A 1,460-nucleotide genomic window follows, 5' to 3' on the forward strand; every position below is an offset into this window, starting at 1 on the left:
TAGGCGCTTGAGCACGTCCTCGAAGACGCCAAGCGGCTGGCCCGGCTGGATGGCGCCAAGCAGGATGCGCTCGACCTTGAGCCCGCGCACGCTCTGGTTGGCCACCGCCGGCGCGCTGCCGAGAAAGAGCGTGCGCATCACCCGTCGGGCGGCCTGTACGCTGCCAAAGCGGGTGTCCTGGGCATCCAGCTCATAGGCTTCCGAACGCGGGCCGTCGACCTCGCGCTCGATCACCGGCTCCCAGCCTTGGGGCAGGTAGTGGATGCTCTTGTTGCGCACTTTGGCATCATCGAGCGCAATGGAGCCGGGCAGGATCAGCGCGTCGCGGTTGTCCGCCGTCCACAGCCGATGGATGACGATGGCCATGTACTGCAGCACGCCACGGGTGCGCTGGAACTTGTCCAGGGTCGACCAGTCCTCGTAGAGCCGATCGAAGACCTCGGGGTGGATCGGGTAGGCAGCACAGAGGCGTTCGTAGTAGGCGTTGGACTGGGTCTCCAACGGCAGTTTGCTGCTGTGCTCGCGATAGCTGTCGGAGAACTGGCGGGCGATGCCTTCGACCTCGGCGCGCTCGCCGGCATGCTCGAACAGCCGGCGGCGGACGATCTCGAAGGCCTCTTCGCTCGCCACCGGCTTCCACACCGATTCGACCCGGCCGAAGTATTTCTCCAGCGCGTTGAGGGTGTGCTGACCCATGCTGCCGCCGATCTCGAGATCGGATTCCGGCAGCGAGGCGAGCAGCAGGGCGTTGGGGACGGCCTTGAGCGCCTCGGTCAGCGCCTGGATAAAGCTGAGGTTGGTGTCGAAGGTGCCGGCGCGGTAGCGCTGGCCGGGCTCGAATTGACGCAGGAAGGCGACCAGCTCGTCGATCAGGATCACGCAGGGCGCGGCCTGCTGCAGCAGTTGGATCAGGCGCTCCTTGCCGGGCGAGGTGCCCTCGGCATCGGCATCGCGCACCAGGGCCAGGCCGTCATCACCCAGCAGTTGCCAGGCCAGCTCGCCCCAGAGCGTGGTGACCTTCTGCCCGCCGCTCTTGACCAGTTCCTGACTCGGGGCCAGGGCGATGCCGTCGAGTACGGCGACGCGGGCCTTGGGTAGGTTGCTGATGCCGGCCTCATCGAGGATCGGCGGGATGCCGGTCAGTTGTGCGGTACTGACTTGGCGCGTGGCCAGGTGGTAGACCGCGAGCATGGTGTGGGTCTTGCCGCCACCAAAGGCGGTCTGCAGTTGGATCACCGGGTCGCCGCCTTGGCCGGCGAGGCGCTGGGCGACCGAGATCAGCAGCAGGCGCATGCCTTCAGTGATGAAGGTGCGGGTGAAGAAGGCCTCGGCGTCTTGGTATTCCGGCGGCGCGGTGCCGTTGGCGACCTGGGAGATGTCGGCGGCGAACTCGGATTGCTTGAAGGTGCCTTGCAGCACGTCCTTGTGTGGGCGGGCGATCTCGCGCCAGGGTTTGAGGC

Annotated in this window: 1 protein-coding gene; it reads right to left on the bottom strand. The window is 66.7% G+C overall.

All coding sequences use genetic code 11. The features are described 5' to 3' along the window. Positions 1–1,460: ATP-binding protein (locus VBE63_RS29190; protein WP_323686475.1), on the bottom strand; the 1,460-nt coding region annotated here is incomplete at both ends.

Origin of the sequence: Lamprobacter sp., from assembly GCF_034860625.1 — a bacterium.
GTDB lineage: Bacteria > Pseudomonadota > Gammaproteobacteria > Chromatiales > Chromatiaceae > Lamprobacter.